This window comes from Microlunatus phosphovorus NM-1 (genome assembly GCF_000270245.1).
GTDB classification, from domain to species: Bacteria; Actinomycetota; Actinomycetes; order Propionibacteriales; family Propionibacteriaceae; genus Microlunatus; species Microlunatus phosphovorus.
The window spans coordinates 4,580,536-4,606,046 of record NC_015635.1 but is presented as its reverse complement, the minus strand read 5'-3'; the positions used below and the strand labels follow the sequence as shown (position 1 = coordinate 4,606,046).

Sequence of the window (25,511 nt, the reverse complement as noted above, 5' to 3'; positions counted from 1 at the left end):
GAGAAGTGACTGACCAGGACCGCTCGGCGGGACCGGACGGAGACCGGGCCGCGGATGAGTCCAGCGCGGACTGGTTCTTCCGGGACCGGTCGGACTCGACTCAACACGGCGATCCGGCAAACGCCTACTACGGTCCGTTCGGTCAGCAGCCGCCACCGGTCGAGGATCCCACCCAGGTGCTGCCGACCTACGCGTCGAGCTATCCGCCGCCGACCGGTTCGCCGTACGTCTCGAGCCACGGTTCGGCAAGCCCGCGGAGTGGGCCGCCACCGACCGCGGGGCCGCCCATTTCGGGGCCGCCCGTTTCAGGGCCGCCGACCGTGGTGCATTCGCCGGCGCCGCCGCCCGGCCCAAGACAGGTGCCGGTTGCCGGCGGCGGATCGCCGCGTCGACCGCGTACCGGACTCATCCTGCTGCTCTCGGTCCTGTTGGCGGCACTGGTCGGCACGGCGGCCGGCTACGGCGGCGCGAAGCTCGCCGGATCCACCGCACCGACGTCGACCACACCCAGCAGCGCACCGTTGCCGCGGCCGTCGAGGACCGGCGGTGCACCGCAGACACCAGTGCCCGCCGCACCCAACCAGATCGACACCGTGCAGGTCGCCGCGACGGCGCTGCCCAGCACGGTGATGATCCGCGTCGGCTCGGGCCGATCCGGTGGGACCGGCTCGGGATTCGTGCTGGACTCCGACGGCCACATCATGACCAACAACCACGTGATCGCCGACGCCGCCGACGGCGGTCGGATCACGGTGGTGTTCTCCGACGGGGCCCGAGTCGAGGCCAAGCTCGTGGGGCGCAGCCCGTCGTACGATCTCGCGGTGATCAAACTGGAGGAGGAGCACGAGCTGACCCCGATGGCGATCGGTGACTCCGACAATGTCCAGGTCGGCGAGTCCGTGGTGGCGATCGGCTCGCCGCTGGCGCTGGCCAGCACGGTCACCCAGGGGATCGTGAGTGCGAAGAACCGCCCGGTGGTGGTCAACTCCAACGCCGGCGCCGACTCGCCGAGCGCCTACATCAACGGCATCCAGACTGACGCAGCCATCAATCCGGGCAACTCCGGTGGGCCGCTGGTCGACGCGGGTGCGCGGGTGATCGGCGTGAACTCCGCGATCTTGACGATGGGGCAGAGCGCCGACGCAGGCGGCAACATCGGTCTGGGCTTCGCGATCCCGATCAACCAGGCGATGGTGATCGGCAAGCTGCTGATCTCCGACGGCAAGGCGACCTATCCCGTGATCGGCGTCAATGTCGGCGGTGACGCCGCCGACGGCGTCCGGTTGTCCCAGGTGGATGCCGATGGACCGGCCGACCAGGCGGGCCTTCGGGTGGACGATGTGATCACCAAGATCGATGACCAGCCGGTCGACACCGCCGAGGAGCTGATCGTTGCCATCCGGATCCATCGTCCCGGCGATAAGGTCACTCTGACCTATCAACGCGGCGCGCAGCAGCAGACCGCTGAAGTGACTTTGGGGAGTCGTGAAGGTTAGCGTGAGCAGATGTTCGACGTAGGGGCTCCGGAGCTCCTGGTCCTGGCGGTCCTCGCCGTGATCCTGTTCGGCCCGGAGAAGCTCCCCGAGTTCGCCCGGAAGGCGGCTCGGGTGATCAACTACGTACGGACCATGGCCGGCAGCGCGCAGCAGCAGTTGAAGGACGAGCTCGGCCCGGAGTTCTCCGATGTCGACGTACGGGATCTGAACCCCAAGACCTTCATCCAGAAGCACCTGCTCGATGACGTCGAACCCCTGGTCGACGATGTCAAGAAGGAACTCGCCGAGGGCACGGCCGCGGGGCGTACTGCGGCCTCCGATGTGACGGCGGCAGTCGACGACGCCAAGAGCGCGTCGCGGTCGAACGGCTCCGCCGCTGGGACGGTGGGTGCCGCGGCAGCCGTTGGTGCGGCAGCGGTTGGCGTGGCGGCGACCAACGGCGTCGCCAGCCCTCGAGTGCTGACCCCGTTCGACCCGGACGCGACCTAACCCATTCCCCACCCCACCCCCGAGCCGGGGGTGCTGTCGACCCAACTCGACTTCGCACCATTTGCTGTCACTGCGCACCAGGCGCACCTGGTGCGCAGTGCAACTAAATGGTGCGAAGTCGGAGTTGGGCCACACGAACTGGTGCGGAGTGGGGGGACGCGTACGGATGGCGCCGCGGGGCCACGGACGATCGCGGGTTCGGCGGGGGACGGGTACGGATGGCGCCGCGGGGCCACGGACGATCGCGGGTTCGGCGGGGGACGGGTACGGATGGCGCCGCCGGGCCACATACGACCGTGTGAGCCCGACTAACCCACCGGGACGAACCCGCAAGCGGGCGGCTACGTGCGGAGTGGGGTCAGCGGCCGGTGGGGGAGACGCCCAGTTGGCGGCCGGCGAGTCCGCGACCGCGCTTGGCCAACTGCTCGGCGATCGCGGTGAGGGCGAGGCCGGAGGGCGAATCCGGGTCGCCGGCAGTGACCGGTACGCCTTCGTCGCCCGCGACGCGCAGCGTCGGATCCAGGGGCACCTGACCGAGCACCGGCACCTGGTAGCCCAGCCGAGTGGTCAGCTTCGCCGCCACCTCCTGGCCGCCGCCGGAACCGAACACCTCGACCCGATGGCTCTCGTGGCAGTGCGGGCAGACGGTCTCCAGATAGGCCATGTTCTCGATGACACCGATCACTCGCTGGTTCATCATCGAAGCCATCGTGCCGGCGCGCTCGGCCACCTCGGCCGCCGCCTGCTGCGGAGTGGTCACCACGATCACCTCGGCATTGGGCAGTTTCTGGCCGAGGGAGATCGCCACATCGCCGGTACCAGGAGGCAGATCCAGCAGCAGGAAGTCCAGGTCGCCCCAATAGACGTCGGCCAGCATCTGAGTCAGCGCCCGGTCCAGGATCGGCCCGCGCCAGGCGACCACCTGGTCCCGGCTGGGCTTGAGCATCCCGATCGAGATGGCCTTCAGCCCGTTGGTGGGCACCGGCATGATCATGTCCTCGACCGCGGTCGGACGGGCGTCGGCGACCCCGAGCATCGCCGGGATCGAGTGACCGTAGATATCGGCGTCCAGCACTCCGACCGTACGGCCCAGCCGGGTCAACGCCATCGCCAGGTTGACCGTCACCGAGGACTTGCCGACTCCACCCTTGCCGGACGCGACCGCGATCACCGTGGTCAGCGAGTCGGGCCGGGCGAACACGATCTCCCGTTCCGCCTGGCCGCCCTTCAGGTGGTCCCGGAGCTGGGCTCGTTGCTGATCGTTCATCACGCCGAGATCGACCTGGACCGACTCGACGCCCTCGACCGCGGAGACCGCGGCCGTCACATCGCGTCGGAGCGTGTCGCGCATCGGGCAACCGGAAACCGTCAGCAGCACCTCGACCCGGACGGCGCCGGGCGCGTTCTCCTCACAGGCCGCGACCATGCCCAGTTCGGTGATCGGTCGCCGGATCTCGGGATCGATCACCCCGCCCAGGGCGGTACGGACGCGGTCGAGCAGTGGAGCGGCGGTCGAGACGGGCACTCGACCAGGTTAGTTGGGTACGCCCGCGATCCGGTGCCGTCTCTCCAGCAAGGTGGTCGAGCGGGCCGCCGCTCCTGCTGACGTATCCCGATGACGTATCCCGACCACGAGGCAACGGCCGCTCAGTGCACCGGATCGGTCAGCACCTCGCGGATCACCCGTCGGGCTTCCTCGGCGGCGATCGAATTGTTCTCGCGCTGGCCGACCACGGTGATCAGCGCCTTCCACAGCGCCCAGCCGCGAGCGCGGGCCCACGTGTCATGATCGAGCCCGAGTGTCTGGGCGTATACCGGCCGAGCCGTACGCGGCAGCAGGGTCCAGGCCAGCACCAGGTCGCAGGCCGGATCGCCGGCGCCGCTGCAGCCGAAGTCGATCACCGCTGCCAGCCGACCGTCCCGGACCAGCAGGTTTCCGTACGCGACGTCGCCGTGGAACCAGACTGGCGGACCCGGCCAGGTGCTGGCGACTGCCTCCGCCAGGATCGCGTTGGCACTTCGAGTCTCGGCCGGCGACAGCTCGCCAAGATCACGGAGTTCCCCCAACGAGCGATGGGCCTCGTCGGCGTACACCTCGAACGGTGCTCCTCGCCAGAAGTTGTGCTGGCCAGGGAGTGGTCCGTCGGTCGCCTCACAGGCACGCAGCGCCACCAGGAACTCGGCGACCGCCTGGGCGAAGGAGACCGGGTCCTCGATCAGGTCGAGCCGGACCGGAGAGCCTTGGATCCAGCGGTACACCGACCACTCGTGCGGATAGCCGAGTCCGGGCCGCCCGCGAGCAACCGGCTGTGGGATCGGGAGGGGCAGTTGCGGCGCCAGGATCGGCAGCCAAAGCTGCTCCTTGGCGACCTGCTCTCGGTAATACCGTGACCGAGGAAGCCTGACACTCAGCTCGTCGCCGAGCCGGTACGTCCGGTTGTCCCAGCCGCTGAGCTCCACCTCGCGGACCGGCAGGTCGGCCCACCGGGGAAACTGCTCGGCGACCAGTCGACGGGCCAGCTCGAGATCGGGCGGTGATTCGTCAGCACCCAACGAAGTCAGCGCTCGCCTCGACGATGCTCACCCAGCTGGCTCCGCTCCCGCTCTCGCTCCTCGTCGTCCAGCTCGGCCAGGATCGAGCGCAGCTCGCTGCGCAGCTCCGAGCGCAGGTAGTCACGAGTGGCCAGCTCGCCGACCGACATCCGCAGGCCGGCGATCTCCCGGGCGAGATAGTCCATGTCGGCCCGGCTCTGCGTGGCCTGCTCCCGGTCCCGTTCCAGCGCTACGCGGTCCCGGGCCTCCTGCCGGTTCTGGGCGAGCAGGATCAGCGGGGCCGCGTACGAGGCCTGCAACGACAAGACCAAGGTCAAGAAGATGAACGGGTACGCGTCGAATTGCGGGCGCGGTGGTCCGAAGGGGATGTTCCACAGCACCCAACAGATGATGATGATCGTCATCCAGGCCAGGAAACGCGCGGTGCCCATGAACCTGGCAAACCCTTCGGCGAACTGGCCGAAGGTGTCTCGATCCCAACGGAAGCGGGGCAGCAGCGAGCGCTTCCGGCGACCGGGGGTGTTGAGCCGCTCTGCGTCCCGCTCCGCCTTAGCCACCACTCACCGCCCGACCCCGACCGCGCCGGCCGAGCGCGGCCTGCGCAGACAGCGCATCCATCTGGGTGCCGCGCCAGTCAGGCGGCAGCACGTGGTCGAGGACATCGTCGACGGTGACCGCACCATGCAGCCGTTTGGCGGCATCGACCACCGGCGCGTTCACCAGGTTGTAGGTCGCGAAGTAACGCGATACGACACCCAGCCGGGTCTGCGGAGTGAGCGGCTCCAACTCGGAGTCGACGAGTGTCGACACGAGGGTGGACGGCGGTTCACGCAGCAGCCGCTGGAAGTGGACACCGCCGATATAGCGTCCGGTCGGCGTCTCCAATGGGGAGCGGCACACGTAGACCATGCACGCGAGGGCGGGGGTGAGTTCGGCGTCGCGCACCTTGGCCAGCGCCTCGGCCACGGTGGCGCCCGGCGGCAGGATCACCGGCTCCGGGGTCATCATGCCGCCGGCGGTGAAGTCCTCGTAGACGAGCAGCCGGCGTACGTCCTTGGCCTCCTCCGGCTCCATCCGGTTCAGCAGTCGCTCCGCGACCTCGGGTGCGAGCTCGGCGATCAGGTCGGCGGCGTCGTCGGGATCCATCTCCTCGAGCACATCGGCGGCCCGTTCCGGGTCGAGCCCCTCGATGAGCTGCACCTGCTCCTCCTCCGGCAACTCCTCGAGCGCATGGGCGAGAGTCTCGTCGTCCAGCGCGGCAGCCACCTCGGCGCGGCGCTCGGAGGACATGTCGTGCAGCTCCCGGGCGATGTCGGCCGGCTTCATGTCCTCGAAGACGGCCAGCAGATGCTCGGTGCCTTGGCCGGTGTCGTCCATCCCGCTGATCCGTACGTCATCCCAGTCGAGGATGGTCACGTGACCCCGGCGACCGAAGCTGCGGGGTTTGGCGTCGCGGATGGCGACCTCGCTGAGCTCCCACTCGTGCATCCGGACCGCCTGCATGGCGACATCGAAAACCACCGCCGGTGCCTGCTGGTCGATCCGCTCGGCTCGTCGGTCGAAGAGGTCGTCGATCACCAGGATCTCCGACTCCCGGCGTTCGAAGCGGCGAGTGTTGAGCGTGCCGGAGATGACGACTTGCAGCGGGTCGATGCTGCGGACCCGGGCCATCGAGATGAAGATGCGATGCCGGGCGAACAACTCGACCAGCAGACCCTTGACCCGAGGCGGTCGGCCGTCGGCGCGGCGCTGCACGATGACGTCGCGAACCCGCCCGAGCTGGTCGCTCGCCACGTCCAGGACGGGCAGGTTCTTCAGCCGGGAGATGAAGACCGAGGTCTCACGCGCCACGAGGCGAGGGTATCCGGCCGAGGCGACAGATCAGGTGGTGCCGTCGCTCGCGTGTCCATCGGTCTGGGACCGGTCGAGGGTGGATCGGCGTCGAGAGACCAGTTTGGTGAGCCGGCCGGAGAGCACCAGCAGCACCAGTGACAGATAGCCGATCGCCGGAAAGATCATCGTGATGACCAGGGCTATGGCGATCAGGGTCGAGGCGACTCGGCAGCCGGTGACGAACGACGCGGGGAGCTCGTGACCCTTCTTCCAGGAGCTCGGATCGGCACGGAAACGGATCACCATCACGGTCAGCAACAGGCTGGCTGCCAGGATGGTGCCGATGTAGAGGACGTACTGCACCCGGTCGGGGGCCGCGGAACCGACGAGTGCGGTGGCGACCGGCAGGAACACGATGCACAGCAGCCAGGCCATGTCGAGGCCGAACAGCCCTGGTAGCTCGTACTCGGCGTGCCGGAACACGGTGTCATGCAGCCGCCAGTAGCGCGCGATGATGACGAAGCTGACCACGAAGCTGATCAGCGGATCGACGTTGTCGGCGAGGTACTCGTAGGTGTCCGCACCGTGCGCCGTGGCCTCGCCGACGTCCTCCATCAGCGGCAGGATGAGCAAGGTCAGGGCGATCGCCACGGCGGCGTCGGTAAAGAAGACGAGCCGTTCGACCGGTCGTCGTTCCATCTCTGCCACTGCGTGCCCTTCGGTCATCGGCCGGCCTTGATCGGTCCGCGCTGCGCGCCGTACGTCAGCTGGCTCACGGGCCGTGGTCCGGGCGGGTCGACGCAGGTCCACGGACTGATCGCGAGGAACTGGGCATGCTGGCGCTTCTTGGCGTTGGACACCACGATGTGGGTGTTGAGGTGGGCCAGGCTGTCGTCGGCACAGGTCTGCGGCTGATCGAAGGCGGCTTCGTCGATCCGGAGCCTCACCTCGAGCTGGCCCTGGTGAATCCGGAGGGAGCCGTGGACGGTCGCCGTCGGGGTCTTCTGCCGGCCGTGCTTCTTCTTGGCCTGCTTCGGTCTGATGGTGAACTGCGCGCGGTCGGCCGTGGCGCCGCGGGCCACCGTGGTGCCCACGGGGAAGGCGTCGTTGTCGCTGCGGTGGTTGACGAGTTCTTCGCCGACTTCGCTTTCGTGCAGGACGTCTTCGAGGTAGACCTCAGCGCCGCGAAGGTCGAACTTCTTCGGTACGGGTTGTCGCAGGGTCATGGTGATCTGGCCGGCTTGTCGACCACGCAGATGCGCGGCGCCGGCAACCAGACTCTGCGGCTGGACACCGTTGCACTCACCGCCAGGATTGTCGTCCCAATTGCGCGGGAAGTCGGGGGTGTCCCAGGTGCATCCGTGGTGCGAGATATCGTCCCAGTCGAGCACCTGGGAGAGGCTGAGGCCGAGGTTGCAGCTGTAGTCCCAGGCGTGGTCGTCGCCGGAGCCGTCGTAGGTGCAGTCGTCGCTGATCGGGCCGAAGAGCACCGTGACGGCATCCTTGTAGCCAGCCTGGCTCAGTCCGACAAAACTGCAGTCCCACCACCAGACCTGAGGGATTGGGTGCGGTGACGGCGAGCACATCTGTTGGCGGGGAAGCAATCCGTAGAACCCGTCCACCAGGTTGAGCACCTGGACGGCAGCGTCGGCCTGCGGAAGCGTGCACGCCGGCGTGTACGGATCGTTGTAGAGGTCGACATAGATCGGCTGGTCCCAGGTTCGACACTCCTTGACGTCCCAGTAGTCCCACAGCACGGGAACGAACTTCTGGTAGATCCAGGTCTGGAATGCCTGACGGCCGGCACTGACGGCGGCCTCCTGGTTCAGGGTCCAGGTCTGCGATCCCACGAGGTGCCCGACCGTGGCCAACAGTCCGTAGTCGGCGAGCACATCGTGGCGATGGCTGGCGATCTGGGTCTCCAGTTCCTCCTGGTTCGTCGTCATGGTCGCGAGGATTTCGTTGTACGTCTTGGCGAACCGGTCGCCGCCCGCATGGTCCGGGCTGCTTCTCGGTGTGGCTGCCGCGGCGAGGCTCAGCGCCGCCGAGCTGAAGTTCAGGACGAAGGCGATGGGTGGAACCAGAGCGGTGAATGCCGACAAGATCTTGAACTCGTTGCTGTAGATCCCCTCCAGCTCTGAGGTGTCGTCGGCCGGCGCCAGTGAGCGGGTCGCCGATGACTCGTCGAGATTCAGCGCCGCGACGGTCGCCGGCAGCTGGCCGTCCTCGTCGTCGAAGAGTTGCCATTGCAGGGAGTTGACGGCCTCGAAGTGGTCGACGACATTGCTGGCCCAATACAGCTCGGCGATCAGCTGGTTCGACACGGCGGTCCAGGTCTCGGTGCTGACACCAGAGCCGGTCGGCGGAGCGCAGCTCGAGTACTGGCTCGGGTTCATGCGTACCGGAGTGCCTTGGCACCCCTTCTCGATGCTGGTCCGATAGTCATTCAGCGTGTCCGACGAGTTGTCACGGGTCGGGTCGGTGAAGGTCTGCCGGATCGGAATGGACAGTCCGAGTTCGCCCTGCAGCTTGGTCAACGCCGTCGCATCGAGGGCGGGGAAATTGCCGTACGGACGGTAGCGGGCAAAGGTCTTGGTGGTCGTGTCATATCGCCAAGTCCGCATGCCGTGGCCGCCGCGGGCCAGCAGCGCCCGGCCCTTGCCCTTCTCCAGTTGGGCGGTCGCGATGGTGCCGTAGCGGGAGGCGTCGGACCAGTCCGCATCGATCAGTGCCGGGACTCGTGCGGACACCGGACCGAGGAATCTGCCGGTGGCGGCGTCGACCGGGTAGGTGAGCATGCCGTCCGGACCACGAACGAGAAACTCGTCGGCACCGTCGCCGTCGATGTCGCCGGACTGGGCGGTGGCATGGTGCATCGGCTGGCTCCAGATGCTGTCGGCGCCGGTGGCGATCGGGTTGGCCGTCCAGCTGCCATCGGGCTGCCGGGTGGCCGTGCCGATGCCCCCGGGCACCCGAGCGGCCATGATGATCTGGGTGCCGTGACCGCGGAGCGGAGTGATGGTGGAGTAGTACTGGGCTTGGTTCCAGCCTTGGCCGTCGGTCCAGACACCACTCGCCGCGCCCGGCGTCGGCCCAGTCCAACTGCCCCAGTTGTCACCGGTGCCGGTGCCGGCGGCGAACGTGACCGTGAACAGGCCGTTCGCGGCGCGGGCGACGACTGTCGTGGCATCCCAGGCGGTGATCGTGGCGTAGTACTGCGGCTGATACCAGCCCTGGGCGTCGGAGAACGTCGGGCTGACAGCTGACTTCTGCCAGGTGCCGCTCTGATAGCGGTAGAGGCTGAGCCCGTCGGACCCGCGGGCCATCAGGTTGACTCGAGTCGACCCGGCTGTGCTGCCGAGTGGCACCAGCTGGATCGACTCGTAGTAGCGCGGCTGACTGGAACCGTCGGCGTTGGTCAGCGGGCCCGCCTTGCTCAGCCAGGTCCACGTCCCGACGTTGGTCGCCTGGTCCCAGGCATAGGCGGCCACCACGAGACCCGCCGCGCTGCGGGCGACCACCTCGGCCTTGCCGTTGCCGTCGACGTCGCCCAACTGGATGGTCGAGCCGTACATCGGGTCTCCCCAGCCGTCATGGTCGGACAGGATCGTGGTGTCGATCCGCACCTGGCTCCACTGCCCGAACGTGGCGTCGAACCGGTAGACCTCCAGACCGGTACGTCCGCGTGCCACCATTTCGTCGACCCCGTCGCCGTCCAAGTCGCCGTACAGGATGCTCCGCTCGGATTCGGTCCAGCCGTTCAGGTCGGTCAGCCCTGGCAGCGTGTACGTCGGCCCGATCGAGCACAGATAGTCCTGGTCGGGATCGGAGTTGGGACACGTCAACGGGGTAGCAGTCAGCGGCGGCGTGGAAGGTTTCGGCTTGCGTGGTTTGGCGTCGGCTTCGGACGAAGTGGCGACCAGCAATCCGAGGATCAAAGCCGTACTGATCACCAGGCTGAGCCACCGCGCGAGGCATCCGGTCACCGCCGGGGGCTCCCGTGGCTGACGCGCGGCCGCAGATCCGCGGTGCCACCCACTCCATCCGGTGCGTCCTGGCCCTCTGGCAACGGGTGGCGGGCGGCCAGCCAGAGCAGCACGAAGCTGATGAACGGCAAGAGGATGTCGGCGTACAGCATGAACCCTGCGTTTCCGGGTGAGTGGTTGCCGGCGGTGACGATCTGGATGATATGCCCGACTGCGGCACCCCAGACGAATGCTGCCGGACCGAGCAGCGCGGCGAACCGGACGGCGGTGTCACGGCTGATGGCGAAGAAGCCGACCAGCCCGAAGCCCAGGCTGGCGACCCCGACCTCGAACTGGAAGGGACTGTCCTCCCAGCCGATCAGCGAGGCAGCCAGCTCGCCGAAGAAGCTGTGGAAGATGAAGTTGACGACGTAGGCCAGCCCGATCCCGAACAGCAGGAACTGGCGCAGCAGGGTCTCGTACACCCGCGCGGCGGTGATCGGTTTGGGACCGATCGCGATCAAGACCAGGGCGACCAGCATGCCCAGCACCGGCAAGGTGACGAAGTATCCGGCAATCAGCAATCCGATCAAGTCGACCATGGTTGCACCTGCTCTCGGTTCGGATTCGTCAGAGTCGTCTTCGTCCCCGACCGTAAGGACCGACCGGCGGGGAGACATCCGCCGACGACGAGCAGGACTCGGCGAACCGGACCGGAATCATCCGCCATCGGTATTCGGCCCCGGCAGGCGGGCGAAGATGGGAAGATCCGGTATGCGCTGGCTCCCGGACCCCGGTGAGCGGATCGAGGCGCCGGGGGAAGGCTCGCGGGCCGAGATCGAGACCTGGCTGCGCACGGTGGTCGACGGGGTGATCGCTGCTCCCCTTCATCGGGGCGACTCGGTGCTGGTCGAGGGTCCGCCGGGGATCGGCAAGTCCCATCTGTGCCGCGCCGTGGTCGCTGCCGCCCGGGCCGGTGGGTCCTGGGTGCTGAGCGCCCGAGCCCAGGAACGGCATCGCCGGGTCAGCTTCGCCGTCATCCACGAGCTGGTCGGTCCCAGCGAGGCCGCCGACCCGGCCGAGATCGCCCTCGAGCGGGTGGACGCTCGGTGCGCGTTGGGCCCGGTCGTCTGCTGGGTCGACGATGCGCATCAGGCCGACGCGGCCTCGCTGCGAGTGTTGCGCCGACTGGTCTGGGCGGCCCGAGATCTGCCGCTGATGATGCTCATTTCAGCGCGCAGCTATCCGCGGTCGGAGGGTGTCGAGCTGCTCACCGGACAGGTCCGGTGCCGAGTGACCTTGCCGGCGATGGACACCGTCATGGTCGGTGGGCTGGTCCGGCGGCTCACCGGGCGAGCGCCGGGACCTCGGCTGTCGGCGCATCTGCAGGGATCTGGCGGGAATCCGCTGTTCGCGACCGAGATGGTGAACGCGCTCGAGGCCGGCGGCCTTCTGGACCGGGCCGGTGCGGGCACCATCGAGCTGGTGGGGGACCCGCCGCCGAACACCGACGGTCTTGCGGCGCTGGTACGCGGCCATCTCAGCCAGTTGGACGAGTCGGTCACCGAGTTGCTGGGTGCGATGACCGTGCTGGGCAGCGGCGCCTCGCTGGAGGATCTCGGCGCCATGTCGTATCTGTCGAGCGCCTCGCGGTGGACGGCCGCCGACCGGGCCGTGCGCTCTGGGCTGGCGGTCTGGAGCGATGTCAAATCCCTGGACTTCAGTCACGAGCTGTACCGCGAGGCCGCGTACGCGCAGCTCGAGGAGGTCGACCGCGTGGCGCTGCATCGCCGGGCGGCCGAGCTGTTGCGCGACCGAGGGGCACCGGCTGCGGTGGTGGCCGAGCATCTGGCGCGCTCGGCGGACGATCGGGTACGGGGCGGGGCCGGCCAGGCCGAGCTTGCCCGCGCGCTCCGATCGGCCGCCGAGGAGTCCAGCGCGCACGCTCCGGCGGTGACCGCGGACCTGCTCGGTGACCTGCAGATCGTCGTCGACGGGTCCGAGGCGGGTTACGACCGGCTCACGGTCGAGCGGGCGACCGCCCTTCAACGGTCCGGGCAGCATCAGGCCGCGGAACGGTTGGCCGAGGCGCAGCTTGCCGTCAGTCAGGACCCACAGTGCCGGCAGGAGCTGCACGAGCTGCGGATCCGTTCCCAGCTCGATCGCGGCGAGACCAGTGCGGCGCTGGACTCGATCGACCGGCTGCTGGCCGGCCGGCTCCCACCGGCCGCCGCTCGCCAGCTCCGAGCACTGCGGTGCTGGGTGACCGCGATGGCAGGCCAGTGGCGGGAGGCCGAGCAGACCGCCACCGCGCTGCTCGGGGAGTCGGCGGCGGAGGAGCGACGACAGATCGAGTCAAGCGTGCTGACCTTGCTGAGCTGCGCCGCGCACCTGCGGGGGCGGTCCGACCAGGCCTCCGTGCTGATCGAGCGGCAGCTACAGCTGCTGGCCGGCGACGACAGCGGCGTCCGGGCGCGGCGCAGTGCGTTGGTCTGGCCTCCGGTGTTCGAGCTGGCTGCCCGCGGGGTGGGGCCGGCGGCCGAAGCAGTGACGCGCTGCCGCGAAGCCTCCGCCGACGTGGGAGCCCGCTGGCTGGATCCGTACCACTGCTTCGTGTCGGCCAGCGTCGCGATCCTGGCCGGGGAGTGGGACGACGCATCGGCGGAGCTCGATGCTGGACTGGAGATGACGGAGGAGATCGGCAGCGGATGGATCTCCACGGCGATTGGTCAGCGGGCCTACCTGGAGGCGCACCGTGGTCGGCTGACGGACGCCCGGCAGCGACTGCGGCTGTTCGAGGAGCGGACCTTGCCGCTGCAGTTCGGTGCCGACGACCCCGGCTGGGCGGAACTCGCCGTCCTGGAGGTGACACCGGCGCTGCCAGAGGCAGTCTCTCTGGCACATCGACTCTGGGCAGCCGCCGAGGAGATCAGCCCGGCTTGGATGCTCTCACTCGCCCCCGATGTGGCGCGGGTCGCGCTGACCGGCGGGGACCTCGGGCTCTGCGAGCGGATGGCTTCTCGGCTCGCTGGCCTGGATGTGTCCGGCTGTCCCGCCGTCGCTCCCGTGGTGGATCAGCTGGTCGGCATGTGCCGAGCCGATGCCGAGCTGCTCACTGCCGCGGCGCGGGCTTTCGAGGGCTACGGCGTGCACCTGCTGGCGACCTATGCCTGGGAGGAGGCGGCGTGTGTGGCGGCGAGGACCAGCCGCCCCGACCTGGCTCGCGAGCCGTTGGAACGGGCGGTTTCCGGCTACCAACACATGGGGGCGATCCCCGACCGGGACCGGGTGCTCGGTCGGGTCCGCCGCCTGGGGCTGCGCCGAGGGCCACGCAGCAAGCACCGTACGGTCGATTTCGGACCGGACAGTCTGACCGCCACCGAGCTCCGGGTGGCACGACTGGTCCGCGCCGGCCGGACCAATCCCCAGATCGCCAGCCAGCTGTGGTTGTCGCCGCGGACGGTGCAGACCCACGTCTCACACATCCTGGCCAAGCTCGGTCTACGGTCTCGGGCCGACTTGACCGGCGTCAACCTGCCCGACTGACCTCCTGCCGACTGACCTCCCGCATTCTTCGGCTCCCGGTTGTTATGGTGCGGACACACCAGGAGGTCCAGTGTCCAGATCACTTCCCCAGCTGGGCGGGATGCTCACGCGGCGTATCGCGATGACCATCACCCCCCGTTCGCTCGTCGCCGCGGTTGCGGCCGGGCTGATGATCACCAGTGCCGCACTCGTGGCCCCGCCCCAGCAGCTTCCCCAGGCAGCTGCAGCACCGGTGAGCGATCCGGCGCTGGCCAAGAAGCTCACGACCTTGATGAAGGACTCCCGGATCACCAAGGGCAAGACTGCGGTGGCCGTGCTCGACGCTGCGACGGGCAGTGAGCTCTATCAACGCAAGGGCAGCCAGGCCACCATCCCAGCGTCGAACACGAAGATCGTCACCGCCGCGGCGGCGATGCACACCCTGGGTCCGGACTATCGGTTCCAGACCCAGGTGATCAAGCGGGCCAAGGTCACCGGCAGCACCCTGAACGGTCGGCTCTATCTCAAGGGATACGGGGATCCCACGGCCCGGCAGAGCGACTATGCCTCGTTGGCCAAGCAGGTCCGGGCTGCCGGGATCAAGACCGTGACCGGCAAGCTGGTCGTCGACGCGACGTACTTCGACAGTGTTCGCTACAACCCGGCCTGGCGCACCAGCTATGCCGACGCGTACTACGCCGCGCCGATCTCGGCCCTGACATTGGCGCCGAACGCCGACTACGACTCCGGCACGGTGATCATCACGTATCGCGCCGGCGCGGTCGGCAAGAAGGCCAAGATCACCACGACACCGGCGGCGGCGAAGTCGTACCTGTCGATCAAGAACCTCACCAAGACCGGCGCGAAGGGCTCATCGTGGACCGTGGGCGTCGGCCGATCGTACGGGTCGGGCACCATCACCGTGCGTGGCCGGGTGCCCAGCGGAGGCTCCGGCAGTGCGCTGATCAGTGTCAACCGGCCCGACCTGTACGCGGCGGCGATCTTCCGGGCGGAATTGAAGAAGGCGGGCGTCTCGGTGAAGGGCGGTACGACAGTGCTCGCCACGCCGGACGGCAAGCGCACGGTGCTCGCGACCGACCACTCGATGCGGCTGAAGGACCTGCTGGTGCCGTTCATGAAGCTGTCCAACAACATGCATGCCGAGGCGCTGACCAAGGCGATGGGTGCCAAGCGTTCCGGTGCGGTCGGCACCTGGACGAACGGGCTGGCGGCGACCCGGGCGTACCTGACCCTGCGGAAAGTGCCGATGACCGGCGTGTCGCTCTCCGACGGATCCGGGCTGACCCGGGCCAACACGCTGACTCCGCGGGCTCTCGGGACACTGCTGGTTGCGGTTCAGTCCGAGCCGTGGTTCCCGGCCTTCAAGGCGTCGCTGCCGGTGGCCGGCAACACCAACCGGATGGTCGGCGGCACGCTGCGCTATCGGATGAACGGCACTCGGGCAGAGAACAACGCGTGGGCGAAGACCGGTTCGCTGACCGGGGTGACGGCGCTCAGCGGATATGTCAAGGGTCGAGACGGGCACCTGTATGTCTTCTCGATGCTCAGCAACTACACCCAGAGTTCGCCGCGGCCGGTCGAGGACAAGCTGGTCGTCACGCTGGCCGGTTGGCGCCGCTGAGGACGGCCTGGTTCGGAGCCTCTGGACGCATTCGCGGTTTTCACCGAGACCTCGCGGCCAGTTCGCGGGGGTCTCGCGGACACAGTCGATGCACAGGGTCGAGCGGTAGAATCCTGGGTGCACTGAACCCGTCAAGAGGTGGCCCCCATGTCCTTCCAGCGTCCGCAGCCCGGTTCGCTGTTCGAGTTGCAGTTTCCCCAGTCGGTGGGCATCTTCAACAGCTACGCCGACGCCCAGAAGGCGGTGGACTACTTGGCCGACGAGCGCTTTCCGGTGCAGAACCTGGCGATCGTCGGGACCGACCTGAAGTCTGTGGAGCGGGTGCTCGGCCGTAAGTCCTGGAGCACCGTGCTGTCTCAAGGCGTCTCCTCGGGCATCTCGACCGGTCTGTTGGTCGGCATCGTGATGTTGATCTTCGCCAACCCGCCGAGCGTGGCGCTGATGCTGGTGACCTGTCTGGCGATCGGCATCGCCATCGGGCTCACCTTCGCCGCCGTCGGCTACGCCATGACCCGGGGCAAGCGCGACTTCACCTCCGTGACCCAGACGGTGGCCACCAAATACGAGGTGCTCTGCGAGCACAAGGTCGCGGTCCAGGCTCGGGAGATGCTGCAGCAGCGTCCGGGTGGCCGCGCCGCCGCCTTCGAGTGAGCCGGGCACCCCGAGCGTCGGTCCACCTCTCGTGCCGGGTCTGCCCGGAGTCTCCAGCCCGAGGTGTACGTCTAGCGCCGGCGGGCCACAGAAGTACGGAAGTCGAGCTCTACCGGCCACGAACACGGTCACTGCTGCGCCACGCCGCCAACCACCGGCGGTAAGAAGATGGATGTTTCTCTGAGTGTGCTCGTCATCTCAGCAGAGGTCGCAAGTTGCCGGCCAGCTCCACGGCGGCTTCGATCTCGGCCTTGCGGATGGCCACACTCTCCACGTTGAAGCCGTACGGGATCCCGAGCCGCCGACAGAAGGCGGCGAGATCCTCGGCCGCGTGCAGGCAATGCGCGTAGCTCACGTGCAACGGGTCGTCGGTGTACCTGAGGTCGTTCTGCAACCAGCGAGGAACCTGGATTCCCAACCACTGCAAGAAATCCAGTGTCTTGAGGGATCCGCACATCGCCAGGGTGAAGATCACCGGGCGCGGCGCGATGCCGCGTTCTGCACACGCGTAGAAGTAGTCCGACAGGACGCTCCTGGTGCCGTCGATGTCGTAGATCACCTGGCTGACGAAGAACGAGCAGCCGGCCTCCTGCTTGGCAAGCATCCGCAGGTGCTCGTCGCCCCGGGCGGTGTGTCGCTCGGTGATCATCACCGCGCCCAGGGCGAGGTCGGGCTGCCGATCGGCGCGCAGCTGCTGGGCCTGACGCAGCGTCGTACGGACCACATGGTCACGCGAGCAGGCTCCGACGAAGACGCCGAGCTGCTGGCTGGGATCGGTCTGATCCAACCAGGCGCCGAGCTGATCGGGTCCGTATTTGCCGACCGACCGGTAGAGGACCACGGGCTTGTGCCAGGCGCCGAGGTGATCGACGTAGTAGGCAGCCGGGTCGATGGTCGACAGATACGGAAACGGTCGGTCGTCGGTGACCCGGTCGCTCTCGTCATCGATGTCGTACAGCAGCAGCCCGTCGAGATCGAGGTGCGCCAACCGCTGCAGGGTGATGCCGGCGATCCGCGCTCGGTCCTCCACCGTGGTGCTCGTCTTCGGCGGGGTGATGCCGAACAGCAGCATCCCGCCGCGGCCCTGTTCGACCAGGGTGGGCAGCGACGGACGCGCGCTCGGTGTGGTGCCGGAGGCGGAGGAGGGCTCAGTCACGAGGCAGCAGAGTAGCCATCCAGGCCTCGACATCCGCACTGGAGCGGGGGAGTGCGGCGGACAGGTTCTCCGCACCGTCAGCGGTGATCACGATGTCGTCCTCGATCCGTACGCCGATGCCGCGCAGGTTCTCCGGCACGAGTTCGTCGTCGGCCTTGAAGTAGAGACCCGGCTCGACGGTGATGACCATGCCTTCCTCGAGGACACCGTCGCGGTACTTCTCCCGTCGTGCCTGGGCACAGTCGTGGACGTCGATGCCGAGGTGGTGTGAGGTGCCGTGCACCATCCACCGGCGATGCTGCCCGCCGTCGGTCGACAGTGACTCCTCGGCGCTGACCGGCAGCAGTCCCCACTCCTCCAGCTTGTGGGCGAGCACCGTGATCGCGGCCTTGTGCACATCAGCGAACTTCACCCCTGGCTTCGCGGCGTCGATCCCGGCCTGTTGGGCTTCCAGTACCGCTTCGTAGACCATCCGCTGGTCATCGCTGAAGTGGCCGCTGACCGGCAGCGTACGGGTGATGTCAGCCGTGTAGAGAGTGTCCAGCTCGATGCCGGCGTCGAGCAGCAGCAGGTCACCCTCGCGCAGATCGCCGTCGTTGCGGATCCAGTGCAGGGTGCAGGCGTGCTCGCCGGAGGCCGCGATGGTGTCGTAGCCGATCGCGTTGCCGGCGTGCCGAGCGTGCAGCCCGAAGATCCCCTCGACCCAGCGCTCGCCGCGACCGCGGCGTACGGCTTCGGGAAGATCGCGAACGACCGCCTCGAACGCCTCCGCGGTCCTGGCGCACGCCTCCCGCATCTGCTCGATCTCGAAGTCGTCCTTGACCAGGCGCAGCTCGCTCAACGCCACGGCGAACTCGGTGTCCTGAACGTTCTTGGCCTCTTCCTCGGTGCCCTCGACGGACTCTTCGACAGACTCTTCGGCGGCGGCGCGCAGCTCGTCGAGCCGGGCTGCCAGCGCGGGGTCGGCATCGCGGAGCACCCGGATCAGTGTCTCGGCGGCGTTCTTGGCCAGGTGCTCATCGAGCTCGGACCGCGGTACGCAGCGGATGCCGCACAGCGCGGCCAGCTCCTCGAGGGAGGGGCGACGACCGACCCACATCTCCCCGTACCGCGCATCGGAGTAGAACTCCGCCGAATCCCGCGGTGCCCGGGGGGTGAAATACAACGCTGCGTCGTGGCCATCGTCGGTCGGCTCCAGCACCAGCACGGCATCCGGTTCCCGGTCGGTGCCGAGCCCGGTGAGGTGGGCGAACGCCGAGTGCGGACGGAACCGGTAGTCGGTGTCGTTGGAACGGATCTTCAAACCACCGGCGGGGATCACCAGCCGCTGGCCGGGGAACAGCGCACTGACCTTGGCGCGTCGAGCGGCGGCCGCAAGGGAGGCCGGCAGAGGGGTCGGCAGCTCGGTGGGGTAGGGCGCCCACCCGCCGGCGATGAACGATTTGAACGCCTCGGAGAACGGCGTCTGACGGTTGGGCAGCTCAGGCTGGGTCTCGCTCATCTGGCCAGTCTGTCACCCGTAGGGTGAGACCGTGACTGCGATGCATGGTCGCGCTCTCGCACTCCCCGAGAGGCTCCGCCCATGACCGACGTACGCGAGCGGCTCTCTGCGCCCGACTTGTCGGATCGGTTGATCCTGCTCGGATTTCGCGACGACGACCGGGCCGACACGCTCGCGGCGGCGGCGTCGGTGCTGGAACGCTCCGACCAGCTTGCCCAGGTGCAGCGGATGGTGGACCTCCTGCTGCTCGGGATCGGTCAGTTTCGCGGACTCGACGAGGACACTGTGCCGAATCCTTGGCCCGACGGCGGCACCGAGTCGCCCTGCGGGTCAGGTGTGCTGGAGCTGATGGCGCTGCTGGCCTGCGTCGACGACGTACGCTCCTTCCACACCTCACGAGGAATCGCGGCCGACGACTCGTGGCGCGCCTTGTCCGACCTCGGGCAGCAGGTGTTCGTGCATCGGCTCACGTTCGGGTCCTTCGGCATCCACACCCACGGCTGGCTGCGGATCGCCTGGTCGGGGGCGCTGTATTGGCTGGGCCGGCTACAGTTCAACCTCTGGCCGAGCGGCAGATCGTCGACCGGCTGGGTGTTGTCGACGCACATCCCACGGTCTGGCCCGTTGACTTCGGACGAGGTGGACGCCTCCTTCCGGTGGGCGCGGCGGTTCTTCGCCAAGCACTTCGACGAATATCCGGCCGACGCCTTCGTCTGCTCCAGCTGGCTGCTGGATCCCGAGCTGGCCGAGGCGCTGCCAGCTTCGTCCAACATGGTGAGGTTTCAGCGGCGCTGGTCACTGGAAGGCGAACCGGCGATCGGCGATGACGATGCGCTCTTCTTCACCTTCAACCGGCGCCCGCCGGTCGACCTCGACTCGCTGCCGCGAGACACCTCGCTGCAACGCGCGATCCTCGACCGGCTGCACAGTGGTGGTCACTGGCAGGTCTGGGGCGGTCGGATCCCGTTCGACACACCTGGCGTGGGCTCGTACGAAAGGCTCGACCGCGATGACTGAGCTGTATCTGGTGCGGCACGGGGAGACGACGTGGAGCGCCAGCGGTCGGCATACCTCGGTCACCGATCTCGGGCTCACCTCGAACGGGGTTCGTCAGGCCGAGTCATTGCGAGGGCACTTGGATCCGAGCTCCTTCGAGCTGATCCTGTCCAGTCCGCGGCAGCGAGCCCGGCGGACCGCCGAGCTGGCGGGCTTCTCGGGTGCGTACCAGCCGGAGATCAGCGAGGATTTGGCTGAGTGGTTCTATGGCGAGTACGAGGGGCTGACCAGCGCGCAGATCCACGAGTCCGATCCGGGCTGGACGATCTTCACCCACCCGACGCCTGGCGGCGAGACCCACGGTCAGGTGAGCGAGCGGCTGGACCGAGTCATCGAGCGGATCCGGCATGCCGGCGTGGAGCGGGCGGTCTGCTTCAGTCATGGACACGCCTTGCGGGCGCTCGCCGTACGCTGGCTCGGACTGGATCTGATGTGGGGCGCACACTTCCCGCTCGACACCGGAACCATCTCCATCCTGGGTGAGGAGAAGGATCGACCAGCCATGCTGCGCTGGAATGCTGTGTAGTCGTCGCTCGCTGTGAGGCTGCGCTCCCAGGACTCCGTCTTCCTTCGTCGTTCGCAAACGAAAGAGCGTGTTTGCTCTCTCCTCAGTCCAGACGGAGCCCTCGCTTCGCCTCACGGCCGCTCGCGACGGGTCGTCGCTCGCTGTGAGGCTGCGCTCCCAGGACTCCGTCTTCCTTCGTCGTTCGCAAACGAAAGAGCGTGTTTGCTCTCTCCTCAGTCCAGACGGAGCCCTCGCTCCGCCTCACGGCCGCCCGCGACGGGTCGTCACTCGCTGTGAGGCTGCGCTCCCAAGACTCCAACCCGAAGTCGGAATAGGCCACTGGTGTGGCGGCGGAGTCAGGTCAGCGGAGGAGACGAATGACGAACCGCGGTGCCAAGAAGGCGGCCCCAACCACCGACTTCGAGCATTCGCGCGTGATGGCAGGCGTGGGGAATAGGGTTGGGCACACCTTGGTCCGCGCCTATCCAGGAGGTCATCATCAAGGCCAGTACGGACGCCCAGAAGCTGTTGTTGCAGGTCCAGACGCTCGACAGCGCGCTGATCCAGCTCGCGCACCGACGCCGTACGCTGCCGGAGCACGGCGAGCTGCAGCGCCTCACGGTGGAGTCGGAGGAACTCGACGACGCCCTGGTCGCCGCACAGACCGCGGTCAGCGACCTGGAGGCCGACCAGGAACGAGCTGAGGCCGACCTCGAACCGGTCCGGCAACGACTCGCCCGCAACCAGCAGCGGATCGCTGACGGCACGATCGCCGATCCCAAGGCGCTCAACTCCATGATCGAGGAGGTCGAGCATCTGAAAAAGCGGATCAGCGATCTCGAGGACGCCGAACTGGAGGTGATGGAGGCACTGGAGGAGGCGATCGCCACCCGGGACCGGCGACAGGCCGAGGCCGCCGAATTGGCCGAGCGGAAGCTGACGGCGACCGTGCGACGCGATGAGCAGCTAGCTGTGATCGAGTCCGACGCCACGGCCCGTCGCCAGGACCGCGAGGCCCTGACGCCCCAGTTGCCGGCCGACCTGTTGGCTCTCTATTCCAAGATCGCCACCGGGCACGGTGGCGTCGGCGCCGCCGAACTGGTTCAGCGTCGCTGCACCGGTTGTCGTCTGGAGGTGAATGCGGCCGACCTGCGCGCATTCGCTGCTGCGGCAGCGGACGAGGTGCTGCGCTGCGAGGAGTGCGGCCGGATCCTGGTCCGGACCGATCAGTCCGGGATCTGACGAAGGGATCCTGCCGGACTGGTGAAAGTCCTGGTGCGACTTCGCACCCAAGCTCTCGCACGGTTGGTCGTCACTTGCTGCTCTGCCGTTCGCGACGGGTGAGGGAGAGGTAGGTTGCGCTCATGCCAGCTCGCATCGTAGCGCTGCCGACGACTGACACTCCGACGACCTTGCAGGAAGCGCTCGCCGCCTTGCGAGCGCGGCTCGAGATCCCGGCGCAACTCCCGCCGTCGGTGACCGCGGCCGCCGAGCGGGCTGCGTCGCGTGCCCGTCGGCCGGCTCTCGACCGGACCGATCTCGAGTTGGTGACCATCGACCCGCCGGGATCGAGGGATCTCGATCAGGCTCTGCACATCGCGCGCAGCGGGCAGGGCTACCAGGTCTCGTATGCGATCGCCGCGGTGGCGTCTTTCGTCGCGGCCGGAGATCCGATCGATGTCGAGGCGCGGCATCGAGGGCTCACCTTCTATGCCCCCGACCTACGTACGCCGCTCCATCCACCGGTGCTCAGCGAAGGAGCGGCCAGTCTGCTTCCGGATCAGGACCGCCCGGCCCTGCTGTGGACCCTCCGGCTCGATCACGACGGCGAGTTGATGGAGGCCACGGTGGTGCGCGCCCTCGTCCGGAGTCGGGAGCAGCTGACGTACGAGCAGGCCCAACGTGAGGTCGATGGGGGAGCCGCACGGAGCACCCTGGCTCTGCTCGTCGAGGTCGGACGACTGCGGGAGGAACGCGAACGAGACCGTGGCGGCGTGAGCCTGCAGATTCCGACCCAGGAGGTCGGCGTCGACGATCGTGGGCAATACACCTTGAGCTATCGAGCAACCCTGCCGGTCGAGGGCTTCAATGCGCAGATCTCGCTGCTCACCGGGATCGCGGCCGCGCGGTTGATGCTGGCCGGTCGGATCGGCATCCTGCGTACCCTGCCACCGGCGGAAGCCACCGCGTTGCAGCGACTCAGGCGCACCGCCGATGCGCTCCAGATCAGTTGGCCCGATCAGCAGTCCTACCCGGAGTTCGTACGCAGTCTTGACCCGGTCATCGCTCCGCACGCGGCCATGCTGAACGCCTGCACCGAACTGTTTCGTGGGGCTGGCTACGCGGCCTTCGACGGCACCGTGCCGGGGCAGACTCGGCATGCGGCACTGGCCACCGACTATGCGCACGCGACGGCGCCGTTGCGTCGGCTGATCGATCGATTCGTCGGCGAGATCTGCCTGGCACTGGCGGCGGGCGAGCCGGTGCCCGATTGGACCCGGGCGGCCCTGCCGGAGCTCCCTGAGTTGATGACAGCAGCCGAGTCCCGCGCGAAGAAGTACGAGCGGGCGGTCGTGGACTTGGTCGAGGTGTCACTGTTGCACGACCGAGTCGGTGAGCAGTTCACCGGGACCGTTGTCGACGTGGAGTCGAAGGGTAAGCGCGGCATCGTGCTGGTGGCCGACCCGGCCGTGCAGGCGCGTGTCAGCGGGCCGGATCTGCCGTTGGGTGCCGAAGTCAGCCTGCGGCTCATCTCGGCAGACTGGGCAACCGGCAAGGCGGAGTTCAGCCGCGTCTGAGCAGCCCTGACCCCGCTACGGGTTGCGCGAATCACCAGAGTCAAGGACTGGTCAGTGTGCGATCGCCATGGCACACTAGGAGAGCAATTCGGACGAACTCCGTCTGGATTGCGTCAAGGCTCGGGGGAGTTTTCAGCAGACTCGGGGGAGTATCAGCGGTGGTCCACTAAGGACCTCCGCGGAGGAGTCCTACGATGTCGAGTCTTGAGACCGTGGCCCAGGAGGGCGACCCGGCGAGCCGTGGCGGACGTGTGCGCGCCTATCTGCGCCGCTTCTTCACCAGTTGGGTGGCCGAGGATCCAACACCGGAATATTCGACGCTGGACCGCGCCGACGGTCTCGGGCAGGTGCCTGATCCGGTCTGCACTCCGCGAGTGGCCTTGCCGGAGTCGGCAGAGGTCGCCGCGCAGAGCCACCGCGATGATGAAGACGTACGGGAAGTGGCGGTAGCGCGGAGCATGGCGGGAGAACGAGTCAGCGCGTGAGCCGGAAGTGGGCCGGCGAGCCCTGACTCAGCGGGTCAGAGCTCGCACTCCGCGGCGAGTAGATGGTGGTCGCTGCAGCGGGTGGGGTCGGTCCGGATGAGGCGACCGGAGATGATTCGGATGTCGCCCTTGGCGCCGAGGTCGTCGATCCAGGCGCCGTTGACCGCGCTGTCGGTCTTGCGACCGCCCCAATGAGATTTGAGCTTGCCGTTGGGCACCGTGGTGCGGACCTGGCTGAGGAGGGTCCAGTTGGCGGCGGCGAGCATGGGGCGGGGTTTCTTGGCCTGCTCCGCGTTCGGGTTGGCTCGCGCAGCCGTGGCATCGTTGAGATCGGCGCCCATGATCCGGGCTCCGTTCTTGGTGGCTGCGCAGAACTCCCGGGTTTGGAGTCGGCGGGCGGCGGGCCCATCGGTGTTGGGGTCGCTCTCATTCTCGAGATGGGTCACGTCGGCCCAGAATCTGAGCCCGGATGCCTTGTGTCGCAGCGGCACGGAGGTGACGTACCGGTTGTCATTGTCGCTGTAGAGCTTGCTGATCGGCTGATCGGCCCGCTCGAGCACATCCTGCCGCCACATGACGCCAATGCCGCGCTCACGGTGATAGAACCAACCGGAGCCGAGTCCATTGGCGATATCGGCAGCAGTCTTCTTGTCCAGTTCTTGGAGCAGCACGAGGTCCGGTCTGGCGGACTTGAGCGCGTCAATCAGCCCCGGCAGCCGCTGCCGCCAGGTAAGCCGCTTCTTGCCGGACTCCCGGTCGGTGCGACGCAGCACATTCAGTCCGGCAACGGTGATGCGGGGGCGAACAGGCTCCGGCTGGGTCGGTTCGATTCTGGGCTGGACGTTCGGCTTGGGCCAGAGCTGGCTCCCACCGGCGGAGGAATCGCGCCAGATCGTGATGCCGTTGGTCGCGCCGACCTTCGTCGCAAGGGCGATCACTTGCTTGAGCCCCAAGATCCCGTCGCAGAACTCGGGGTTGTCGCGGAGCACGTCCCGCTGAAATCGCGTGGCCGCGGCGAGGGTGGCTGCGTCGTAGTCACCGGTGCGAGGCAAAGAGATCCCGAGGGCCATTGCCAGCCACGTCTGGAGGTAGGCGACGGTATCGGAGTTGGTGACATCCTGATTGATCCGGTCGAGGTAGAGGCGACCGGAGGTCGGCATCGGATACTCAACCACCTGGACGACCAGGGGTGGCGTGGACGGCACCGGTTGGTCGACGGCGCCGGAGGAATCGGTACGGATTGTCGCCCGGATCTTGGCGCGATTGAGTAGCGCGATCGTCTGGAGCGGCCCCAACTCGCCGTCCCTGGTGTCGCCCAGCGACGCCTGGAAGGCCGTTGCCGCCGCGAGGGTGGCCGCGTCGTAGGCGCCGGTCTGTGGGATGCCGAGGGCGCGTTGGACGAGCCGGACGCTATCGGAGTTCGTGACACCGGAAACGAGTCGATCAGTCCACACGACGGAGATCGCGGGAGCGGACTTCCACGAGACGTGGACGTGGTTCTTGTGGGACCTCGAAGGGTCCTGGCTGTCGGCGTCGAAGTAGCGGATCCAGCCTTGCTCGGGTCGGGTCGTGCTGATGATCCGGCCGTCGAAGATCACGTACCAGATGCCCAGGCGGGCCCGGTTCACCCAGATCCAATCTGCGAGTTCCTGGCCGCGCCGTCGTCCGGCAGGGGTGGACCAGGAGGGGACCATGGCGTCGGCGGCGAGGCCCTGGCGGGGGTGGTGGCCGTTGTAGGTGCCCCAGGAGAATCCGGGGAGCAACTGGTCGGCCTCGATGACGCATTGACGGGCACCTGCGTCCCACTCAGTGAGGTTCGATGTGACACTCATCGGGAATGCCTCCCGTCGAGCTGG

20 protein-coding genes are annotated in these 25,511 nt (G+C 67.8%); 10 read left to right on the top strand and 10 right to left on the bottom strand.

Annotated elements, in window-relative coordinates; all coding sequences use genetic code 11:
- Window positions 1–5 precede the first annotated feature (5 nt).
- Window positions 6–1,496, top strand: a complete 1,491-nt coding sequence (locus MLP_RS20765) for a S1C family serine protease (protein ID WP_013865142.1) — start codon at window positions 6–8, stop codon at window positions 1,494–1,496.
- 9 nt (window positions 1,497–1,505) lie between these two features.
- Window positions 1,506–1,985, top strand: coding sequence for a sec-independent translocase (locus tag MLP_RS28700; protein ID WP_013865141.1), 480 nt, complete (start codon window positions 1,506–1,508; stop codon window positions 1,983–1,985).
- Window positions 1,986–2,343: 358 nt separating this feature from the next.
- On the opposite strand, the gene MLP_RS20755 is transcribed toward MLP_RS28700, so the two are convergent.
- The 7 genes from MLP_RS20755 to MLP_RS20725 form a co-directional block, all read right to left on the bottom strand.
- On the bottom strand, window positions 2,344–3,510 hold the full coding sequence (locus MLP_RS20755) for an Mrp/NBP35 family ATP-binding protein (protein ID WP_013865140.1): 1,167 nt from the start codon (window positions 3,508–3,510) through the stop codon (window positions 2,344–2,346).
- 122 nt (window positions 3,511–3,632) lie between these two features.
- The gene (locus MLP_RS20750; protein WP_013865139.1) at window positions 3,633–4,538 is read right to left on the bottom strand and encodes an aminoglycoside phosphotransferase family protein; all 906 of its coding nucleotides are present in this window, start codon (window positions 4,536–4,538) and stop codon (window positions 3,633–3,635) included.
- Window positions 4,539–4,543: 5 nt separating this feature from the next.
- Window positions 4,544–5,098, bottom strand: a complete 555-nt coding sequence (locus tag MLP_RS20745; protein WP_013865138.1) for a DUF1003 domain-containing protein — start codon at window positions 5,096–5,098, stop codon at window positions 4,544–4,546.
- Window positions 5,088–6,389, bottom strand: coding sequence for a magnesium transporter MgtE N-terminal domain-containing protein (locus tag MLP_RS20740; protein WP_013865137.1), 1,302 nt, complete (start codon window positions 6,387–6,389; stop codon window positions 5,088–5,090). The genes MLP_RS20745 and MLP_RS20740 overlap by 11 nt, the downstream gene beginning before the upstream one ends.
- Window positions 6,390–6,419: 30 nt before the next feature.
- Window positions 6,420–7,097, bottom strand: a complete 678-nt coding sequence (locus tag MLP_RS20735) for a TMEM175 family protein (protein WP_013865136.1) — start codon at window positions 7,095–7,097, stop codon at window positions 6,420–6,422.
- A complete protein-coding gene (locus MLP_RS20730; protein WP_013865135.1) occupies window positions 7,094–10,357 on the bottom strand; it encodes an FG-GAP repeat domain-containing protein in 3,264 nt (1,087 codons plus the stop codon). Before MLP_RS20730 ends, MLP_RS20735 begins: the two co-directional genes overlap by 4 nt.
- On the bottom strand, window positions 10,354–10,938 hold the full coding sequence (locus tag MLP_RS20725) for a DUF6790 family protein (protein ID WP_013865134.1): 585 nt from the start codon (window positions 10,936–10,938) through the stop codon (window positions 10,354–10,356). Before MLP_RS20725 ends, MLP_RS20730 begins: the two co-directional genes overlap by 4 nt.
- 157 nt (window positions 10,939–11,095) lie before the next feature.
- On the opposite strand from MLP_RS20725, the gene MLP_RS28145 reads away from it, so the two are divergent.
- The 3 genes from MLP_RS28145 (at window position 11,096) to MLP_RS20710 (ending at window position 16,154) form a co-directional block, all read left to right on the top strand.
- A complete protein-coding gene (locus MLP_RS28145) occupies window positions 11,096–13,882 on the top strand; it encodes a LuxR C-terminal-related transcriptional regulator (protein ID WP_172641609.1) in 2,787 nt (928 codons plus the stop codon).
- A 121-nt stretch (window positions 13,883–14,003) separates the two neighbouring features.
- Window positions 14,004–15,503, top strand: coding sequence for a D-alanyl-D-alanine carboxypeptidase/D-alanyl-D-alanine endopeptidase (gene dacB / locus MLP_RS20715; RefSeq protein WP_172641608.1), 1,500 nt, complete (start codon window positions 14,004–14,006; stop codon window positions 15,501–15,503).
- Window positions 15,504–15,650: 147 nt separating this feature from the next.
- Window positions 15,651–16,154 (top strand): general stress protein, encoded by a 504-nt coding sequence (locus MLP_RS20710; RefSeq protein WP_041790398.1) that lies wholly within the window; start codon window positions 15,651–15,653, stop codon window positions 16,152–16,154.
- Window positions 16,155–16,347: 193 nt separating this feature from the next.
- Here MLP_RS20710 and MLP_RS20705 read toward each other — a convergent pair whose 3' ends face one another.
- Both MLP_RS20705 and MLP_RS20700 read right to left on the bottom strand, forming a co-directional pair.
- Entirely contained in the window at window positions 16,348–17,310 is a 963-nt protein-coding gene (locus MLP_RS20705) for a methylenetetrahydrofolate reductase (protein WP_013865130.1), read from the bottom strand.
- Window positions 17,303–18,811: an aminopeptidase P family protein gene (locus tag MLP_RS20700; protein ID WP_013865129.1), complete on the bottom strand. Its 1,509-nt coding sequence runs from the start codon at window positions 18,809–18,811 to the stop codon at window positions 17,303–17,305. Before MLP_RS20700 ends, MLP_RS20705 begins: the two co-directional genes overlap by 8 nt.
- 81 nt (window positions 18,812–18,892) lie before the next feature.
- Here MLP_RS20700 and MLP_RS20695 point away from each other — a divergent pair, with 81 nt between their 5' ends.
- The 5 genes from MLP_RS20695 (at window position 18,893) to MLP_RS20675 (ending at window position 23,655) form a co-directional block, all read left to right on the top strand.
- Window positions 18,893–19,828: an acyltransferase domain-containing protein gene (locus MLP_RS20695; protein ID WP_013865128.1), complete on the top strand. Its 936-nt coding sequence runs from the start codon at window positions 18,893–18,895 to the stop codon at window positions 19,826–19,828.
- Window positions 19,821–20,393 (top strand): histidine phosphatase family protein, encoded by a 573-nt coding sequence (locus MLP_RS20690; RefSeq protein WP_013865127.1) that lies wholly within the window; start codon window positions 19,821–19,823, stop codon window positions 20,391–20,393. The genes MLP_RS20695 and MLP_RS20690 overlap by 8 nt, the downstream gene beginning before the upstream one ends.
- 438 nt (window positions 20,394–20,831) lie before the next feature.
- Entirely contained in the window at window positions 20,832–21,614 is a 783-nt protein-coding gene (locus tag MLP_RS20685) for a zinc ribbon domain-containing protein (RefSeq protein ID WP_013865126.1), read from the top strand.
- 122 nt (window positions 21,615–21,736) lie between these two features.
- Complete coding sequence (locus MLP_RS20680; RefSeq protein ID WP_013865125.1) at window positions 21,737–23,170, top strand: RNB domain-containing ribonuclease; 1,434 nt, start codon at window positions 21,737–21,739, stop codon at window positions 23,168–23,170.
- 194 nt (window positions 23,171–23,364) lie between these two features.
- Complete coding sequence (locus tag MLP_RS20675; RefSeq protein WP_013865124.1) at window positions 23,365–23,655, top strand: hypothetical protein; 291 nt, start codon at window positions 23,365–23,367, stop codon at window positions 23,653–23,655.
- A gap of 35 nt (window positions 23,656–23,690) precedes the next feature.
- On the opposite strand, the gene MLP_RS20670 is transcribed toward MLP_RS20675, so the two are convergent.
- Window positions 23,691–25,487, bottom strand: a complete 1,797-nt coding sequence (locus tag MLP_RS20670) for an exonuclease/endonuclease/phosphatase family protein (RefSeq protein ID WP_013865123.1) — start codon at window positions 25,485–25,487, stop codon at window positions 23,691–23,693.
- Between the last annotated feature and the right edge of the window lie 24 nt (window positions 25,488–25,511).

Excerpts from the sequence above, each read along its gene's own strand:
- MLP_RS20675 (WP_013865124.1), top strand. The coding sequence starts at position 23,365 with ATGTCGAGTCTTGAGACCGTGGCCCAGGAGGGCGACCCGGCGAGCCGT.
- MLP_RS20710 (WP_041790398.1), top strand. The coding sequence starts at position 15,651 with ATGTCCTTCCAGCGTCCGCAGCCCGGTTCGCTGTTCGAGTTGCAGTTT.
- MLP_RS20735 (WP_013865136.1), bottom strand. The coding sequence starts at position 7,097 with ATGACCGAAGGGCACGCAGTGGCAGAGATGGAACGACGACCGGTCGAA.
- dacB (WP_172641608.1), top strand. The coding sequence starts at position 14,004 with ATGACCATCACCCCCCGTTCGCTCGTCGCCGCGGTTGCGGCCGGGCTG.
- MLP_RS20670 (WP_013865123.1), bottom strand. The coding sequence starts at position 25,487 with ATGAGTGTCACATCGAACCTCACTGAGTGGGACGCAGGTGCCCGTCAA.
- MLP_RS28700 (WP_013865141.1), top strand. The coding sequence starts at position 1,506 with ATGTTCGACGTAGGGGCTCCGGAGCTCCTGGTCCTGGCGGTCCTCGCC.
- MLP_RS28145 (WP_172641609.1), top strand. The coding sequence starts at position 11,096 with ATGGGAAGATCCGGTATGCGCTGGCTCCCGGACCCCGGTGAGCGGATC.
- MLP_RS20680 (WP_013865125.1), top strand. The coding sequence starts at position 21,737 with ATGCCAGCTCGCATCGTAGCGCTGCCGACGACTGACACTCCGACGACC.
- MLP_RS20695 (WP_013865128.1), top strand. The coding sequence starts at position 18,893 with ATGACCGACGTACGCGAGCGGCTCTCTGCGCCCGACTTGTCGGATCGG.
- MLP_RS20700 (WP_013865129.1), bottom strand. The coding sequence starts at position 18,811 with ATGAGCGAGACCCAGCCTGAGCTGCCCAACCGTCAGACGCCGTTCTCC.
- MLP_RS20725 (WP_013865134.1), bottom strand. The coding sequence starts at position 10,938 with ATGGTCGACTTGATCGGATTGCTGATTGCCGGATACTTCGTCACCTTG.
- MLP_RS20690 (WP_013865127.1), top strand. The coding sequence starts at position 19,821 with ATGACTGAGCTGTATCTGGTGCGGCACGGGGAGACGACGTGGAGCGCC.